This window comes from Candidatus Borreliella tachyglossi, from assembly GCF_003076595.1.
Classification (GTDB): domain Bacteria; phylum Spirochaetota; class Spirochaetia; order Borreliales; family Borreliaceae; genus Borrelia; species Borrelia tachyglossi.
On the sequence record NZ_CP025790.1, the window covers coordinates 165 to 6461 of the forward strand.

Annotated in this window: 7 protein-coding genes; 6 read left to right on the forward strand and 1 reads right to left on the reverse strand. The window is 27.0% G+C overall.

Features of this window, described 5'->3' with window-relative positions; all coding sequences use genetic code 11:
- Positions 1-338 precede the first annotated feature (338 nt).
- Positions 339-971 carry a hypothetical protein gene (locus CR532_RS05340; RefSeq protein ID WP_108729788.1) on the forward strand — a complete coding sequence of 211 codons (633 nt, stop codon included), beginning with the start codon at positions 339-341 and terminating at the stop codon, positions 969-971.
- Positions 972-2748: 1777 nt separating this feature from the next.
- Complete coding sequence (locus tag CR532_RS05345; protein WP_108729789.1) at positions 2749-2934, forward strand: hypothetical protein; 186 nt, start codon at positions 2749-2751, stop codon at positions 2932-2934.
- Positions 2935-3630: 696 nt separating this feature from the next.
- On the opposite strand, the gene CR532_RS05355 is transcribed toward CR532_RS05345, so the two are convergent.
- Positions 3631-4206, reverse strand: a complete 576-nt coding sequence (locus tag CR532_RS05355; RefSeq protein ID WP_108729791.1) for a plasmid maintenance protein — start codon at positions 4204-4206, stop codon at positions 3631-3633.
- A 209-nt stretch (positions 4207-4415) separates the two neighbouring features.
- Here CR532_RS05355 and CR532_RS05360 point away from each other — a divergent pair, with 209 nt between their 5' ends.
- From CR532_RS05360 to CR532_RS05375, 4 genes are read left to right on the forward strand one after another with little or no spacing between them, the layout of a single operon-like run.
- Entirely contained in the window at positions 4416-4652 is a 237-nt protein-coding gene (locus tag CR532_RS05360; RefSeq protein ID WP_108729792.1) for a hypothetical protein, read from the forward strand.
- A gap of 5 nt (positions 4653-4657) precedes the next feature.
- On the forward strand, positions 4658-4918 hold the full coding sequence (locus CR532_RS05365; protein ID WP_108729793.1) for a hypothetical protein: 261 nt from the start codon (positions 4658-4660) through the stop codon (positions 4916-4918).
- On the forward strand, positions 4915-5673 hold the full coding sequence (locus tag CR532_RS05370; protein WP_108729794.1) for a ParA family protein: 759 nt from the start codon (positions 4915-4917) through the stop codon (positions 5671-5673). The genes CR532_RS05365 and CR532_RS05370 overlap by 4 nt, the downstream gene beginning before the upstream one ends.
- 45 nt (positions 5674-5718) lie before the next feature.
- On the forward strand, positions 5719-6240 hold the full coding sequence (locus CR532_RS05375; protein WP_108729795.1) for a chromosome replication/partitioning protein: 522 nt from the start codon (positions 5719-5721) through the stop codon (positions 6238-6240).
- The last annotated feature ends 57 nt before the right edge of the window (positions 6241-6297 follow it).

The following is a 6297-nucleotide window of genomic DNA, read 5'->3' on the forward strand; positions in this document are numbered from 1 at the left end:
CTACAGCCTTAAAGCTACATTTACAAGTGATCAACAAATTTAATGCATAAAGATACAAAAATAAATAAAAAGCCTTGTGAAAACGACTTCCTCAAGACTTTTTATAAATGGTTAAAGGTTAAAGATAAATTAAATTTATCACAAAACAGTAAAAAAACAATATTAAGATCTAAGAAATTCGAGTCGATTAACTATTGAGCACTTATACTATTACGAAAGTAAACATTGAAACTTAGGAATCATTAAAATATTTGTATTCATTCTTATTTGATATATATTATAATAATGTATACAAATTAAGAATAAAAGAAATAATTTTTGATTTCTGAGGTTATGATATGCGAGATATTAAACAAGACAGTATTAGAAAAAGAAAGTTGCCTATGCTATTGAATTATGATAATTATGTAGTTGAGGGCAAAAGAGAAACTTTCTTTGGAAACTCTCAGTATGAGGCAAATTATAAAGCCAAAGTTAATGGGTTTATAATTGACTTTTTTAAAATACCTAAGAGCTTAAAGGATAAGTATGAAGTTAATATTAAATCTTTAAGTAGCCCTGATCTTCCTCTTGGAAATATTGCAATGAATTGTATAAATACTTTTAAACTCATTGTTGACATTATTAATATGCAAACGGGCAAAGTTTATGACTATGATAAATTCATTACAGAAACAGAATCGAACAAAATGCTTCAGTATGGAGCAAAAGTAGTATCAGCCCTTTCTAGACATTTCGATGAGTCTAGAGGAACTAATTATAATGAGGGTTATTATGAATGGGAAAAGGGATGGATAGATAAAAAGTGGATTGATTATGAACCAAGTAAATTAGAAATTCAAGAAATGCAGAAGTTGAATAGGAAATTAAATCCAGAAGTAATTTCCAGGGGTGTACATAAAAAAGTTTCTAAAATGCAAATGGGTCAAATTAAACTCTTAAGGGCAATAGAAAAACTAGAGGGTGCTTAAATCAAATAAAAATTATCTTATACAGCATGTTTAAAGTCTATATCTCACTGTTTACTATTGCCAACAGTGGTACACAATATGCAGATAGCTTTCATTAAAGATATTAAAAATATTTACAAAATTAAAAAAATAAAATAATATTATAACTATATAGATAAGGTAGAAAGCATTCTATCAACAGTCCCCAACACTCCTATCAATCCTCTCCAAAACAAGATATAGGAGTAGGGACTTTCTTTTTGTGTTCAGTGGAATACGTTTGTTTAAAACAAACGTATTCCACTGAACACAAACTATTCTAAACCTTTATGATACAATATAATCCACTTGAAATTCTATATTATATAAAAGCGTAATGGCTTTTATGCAATACGTACAACAGCTTACTTACTTCAGGATCAGAAAAATAAATATGAGAAAAGCATAAATAGCAGAATCTAGAATTAATTTTCTAATTCCAAATAACAGTTTAGTATTCCTAAATTTAAGAATTACTGTATCTATATAGAATCAATAGAATTGATTGTACTTGGCAAGTAAAATATGCGTCCTAAACCTAAACTACCACTTTATACTACCTCTAAAATACATACTCTCAAATCTGGTTAGATCTTATGTAAGGCACAAGTGCTCTACCAGCTGCGAATCTGAGAGTATAAGGGACTTTCTTTATAAAAGTCGTTGGGTAGACATTATGAAAGCGTTAAAGGTGTTTGATTAGTAAAATTTAAACAGAGAATACTTTCTAATTTCTGCTAGCATAAGAAAAGACTTTTAAAAATAACAGCATATAAAATTTAAGTGCAAAAAGTATTTGTTCATGCATTGTCTCCATAAGATGATATCTTTATAACTTGAGTAACTTTTATAAAAAGGTAAAATTATTTAAATCTTTTTCTTCATACTAAGTTAGGAACAAATTTGGTTAAATATTATAATGGTGTCCCGTGATTTCTATATTTAATCATTCAGTAGTGATACTTTATAATTATCATGTTCAAATTTAAGGATAAAGATTCCAGTTGAAGTTAGATTTAAGTTCTTAATGATAATAAGTTTAACTCGATTGGTAGGCATTAAATCGATCATGACAGAATTTTAATAAAAATAGTTAGTGATATTTTGAAAAAACTTGAAATGGCTAATTTTTGAACTAATAATTAGATATTAAATATTCTCCTTTTTTAAAATTAAAAGAATTTATTATCAATATTTACTTCATACCATACATTCTTTTAAATAATCCCCTTCCCCAAGGGGTTTCTTTTTGTTTGAATTATCACCTGAACTAAAATAGACCTTTTTTTAGAAATTATAAGGGCTTAAATTCTAGAATTTAAGCCCTTATAATTTCATTAATATAGTAATATAATACTATTTATTTAGGATCTCTTAGATTTCATTTTAAATTTATAAGAGGAGTAATTTTTATTTTACGCGTAAATTTTCTCTTAAAATTATTAAATTTATCAGGACTCCCTCGGTTTAAAATTGTAGATTTGGTCAAGATCAAATGAGAATTATTAGGGGCATTTTTGTTAATTATAAGGTTTACTTATCCAATAATATGAGTATTGATTATGTTAAAAACTTAAAATATATTGCTACATTCTGTTTAAATCTTAGCCTTGATAGCAAGATTTCATTTTAAATTAGAAGTGAATAGGATGTAAATAAAGCTGGAAATGGAGTTGAATTATTCCTCGAATTTAGACTTGATAATGCCGCATATTATGCAAAGGTTTTCTCAACTAAACATATATTATATATTAGATGCATGTCAGGGCTGGCTTTAGTAAAAGGAAAGATAACAATAAATATTTTAAAGATTAAAGCACTTTCAGGTAGTGGTATTTTCGTCTACAAAGATGGTATTTCATATGATTTAGCCTTTGATATCCAAGACAATAGTGCATTTTTAGCTTTTTTGGATTTAGAGACGTTACTAGAAGATTTTATTTAATGATTTATAACTATGAAATTAATGATAAGAGCTCGAATTTTAAGACGATACTAGTATTTTTTGAAGAATTTTACAATGGATTAAGAGAAGGCTTATTTTTTGCCAGGAACGAAAAATTCACCCTTTACCTTATTCATATCTTGAAGGATTATTGAGATTCAATCTAGTAAATAATTATATAAACTTTATTTGTTTTATACTTTTAGTGCTGCTGCTACGCCACTTAGAGAGCAAAGGCATTTATATTATAGGCATGCCTTTGTGGTGGATTAAAATGAAATTTTTCCTGTTGCTCGTCTTAATAAGTTTTAGGAACTACATTTATTAAATGTTAAGTTTAGTAATTTTCATTGTAATGTCTCTTTTTCCACTATTGGTTTTGATTATGATGGAAATTCGGGACCGTAAAACGCATTGTATTTTATATTGTGTATAATGTGCTAAGATATTAGATCTTTTATAATTTCGAAGTGTATATTTGCTCTGATTGAAATTGGTTATTTTTTTTGTTGATTTGGTGGGTTTTAGCTTGATTGTAGATTTAACTATTCCTTCCTTTGAATAATTTCTTGCTAGGTAATATTTGGGATGTAATATTTTAATAAATTTGTCATATGCTATTTGATAGTTTTGGCAGAATATTGTAAAAATATCAAAAATTAAGGATTTTGTATTCATTTTAGCTCTCTGTTTTGTTTAAGTTGTGTAAATTTGTATTTGTTTTCTTGTAAGTTGGCTTTCCCAGCTATTCGTTTTTGCTTTGAAAGTTTTCTTGTAGGGTATCAAAGAGATTTCTGTTAATTTGTTATTATTTATATTATTATTTATATTATATACACTGCTATTTTTTGTTCTATTTTTTTCCTTAGTTTTTTTTTGGGATTTTTCCTTTTTATTTATTCTGTATATGATATTAAATGTTTTTTCTAGTAATTCCTCTGTTGCATTTAGCACTTTCTTTAATCTTTGATATGCATCTTTATTGGGTATATATTTTATTTTCGAACCTTTATATTCTCCAAGTCTTATTATGAATGTTTTAATTATGGAGTTTATTTTGAGAAAATTTAAGTCTTTTTGTAGTGTTTTAAGTTTAATTACTGAATAACCTTCTTTTTTTAGGAAAAAGTTAGCTAAGTTAAGTATATCTTGTTGGTTGTATCCAAGCTTGCTTTTGTTTAGGTATTTTAAGATGGAAATTAGTTTGATTAACCTAACTTGATTTTTTTTGAGTTTACTGTTATTATATAAGAAGAAATTTAAATTTTTCATCGATTTATCCTTTATTTTAGTTTGTTTAAGGCCTTGTTTAGGTCTTTTTTTTGTTTTTATTTGAAAAACGTTTATTTACTTTATATAATAAAAAAAATATTTTGTCAACTTGATTTACAAAATGATATTTATGGTTGTATAATAAAATTGGTTACATTGGGCATTAAATTGTAAAAATCAATTAAAGCTTATTTAGGAAATAGAGTTTTGTGAAAGTTACGCTAGATTTTTTGAATTCTTTAAAAAATTTGAAAGAATTTTCAAAGGAGATGGGATATAGTGATTCTTCTTATCTTTCAAGGTATATTAAAAAAAATAAGATTAAAGGTATAATCTATTCTAAAGATTTGTTTTTTAGGAAAAGGGAGTTACTTCTAAGTGAGAAGACTCAGAATTTTATTAAGAACAAACTCAAGAAAGAATTGCAAAGCAAAAGGGGTAATTAAGGATCATGGAAAGAGTAAATTTGCAAATCTTTTTTATTGAATGTGGAGGGAAAAAATATTATACTCCTCTTTTTTTGGCAAAAGTTAATAATGTATCTTATTTTACAATAAAAAATAAGATTAAAAAACTTAACATCTCAGTTAAGGCAAAAGACATTGGAATTATTAACTCTTTATCTGAAGAGCTTTTAATTCCTGAAGATAATTTAGATAAGTTATTTTATGATAAGAGATTTAGGGGTTTAGATTCTAGAGGTATAAGATGAGAGATGTGATATCAATTTCCTCGATTAAGGGGGGAGTTGGCAAAAGCGTAACAGCAATAATATTGGGATATATCTTTTCTAAAAGGCATAAAACTTTGCTTATAGATATTGATTCGCAGGCTAGTATTACTTCTTATTTTCTTCCTTATTTTGAAAATAAAATTGACATCAGAGAATATAATATTTACGAAGTATTAAAATCCAAAAAGTCTTTCATGAGCATTGTTCATGAAATAACTGATAATTTACATTTTGCGCCATCCCATATTAGGTTATCTCAATTTTCTGGAGAGAATATTATTGGACAAGAGTATAAATTGAAAACGATTTTAACCCCTTATTTTGATGTATATGATTACATATTAATTGATACTCCTCCCTCAGTTAACAAGGAACTTATTAATTCTCTAATGATTGCTACTAAGGTTGTTATTCCCTTACCGGCGGAGCTTTGGGCAATTGAAAGCTATGATATTCTGAAAAGCAAGATGCAAGAGATAATTACTGCCTATCAGAAACAGGATTTTAAGAGTTATTATGTTATTCAAACTCTTTATGAAGAGAATAGAAAAATCAAGAAGAAATTTTTTTATAGCTTACAGCAGCTTTACGAAGAATATGTTCCAATTAAAATTCATAGAAGTGTTGCCATTCAGAAAATGATTACTTATAGACTAGAACCTCAGGATAGTGAAAGATACTATAAGGAATATTTAAAAGTTGCTGAGGTTATTGAGGGTATATGGACAGCATAAATATTTGTAAACCAGTTTACAAATATTTATGCTGAGGGATTGAGAATGAAAATAGATATACTTGATACTATTAAAAGCAGAATAGGAGATTTAACCCAAGTGGGAGATATCTCTGACAGAGAAAAGAAAAGATTGAGATATAGGAAGCTTAAGGAGGAAATTAAGGCCAGAACTTTGGAGGAGGCTATTAATAAGATAGAATTAGCCAAGGTTCTTTATGAAATAAAGAAGAATAAATTCTATAAATTTGATGGGTATCATAGTTTCTATGAATTTTGCTTGGACTATAAATTAAGTAGAACTATGATATATAAATATATTAAAATTGGCACCTATTTGGAAAAAGAAAATATAAGTGAACAAGATATCATGCGCAGCTCTTTGAATAAAATCATGAACGACATAAGGGTTAGAAAAAATTCTTCAGAAGAGCATAAGCCCGTCATTATTAAGTTTAATTTAGAAAGTAAGGATAAGCAGTTAGTTCTTGTGAAAAACAAGCAAAAGCTTGAAAAGTTTTTGCTTAGATGTTTACTGGACCATTGGGAATCTTTTATAAATAGCTAGCTAGCTATTTATACTAAAAACTATTTAACTAGTTAAATAGTTTTTAGTATAAATAGC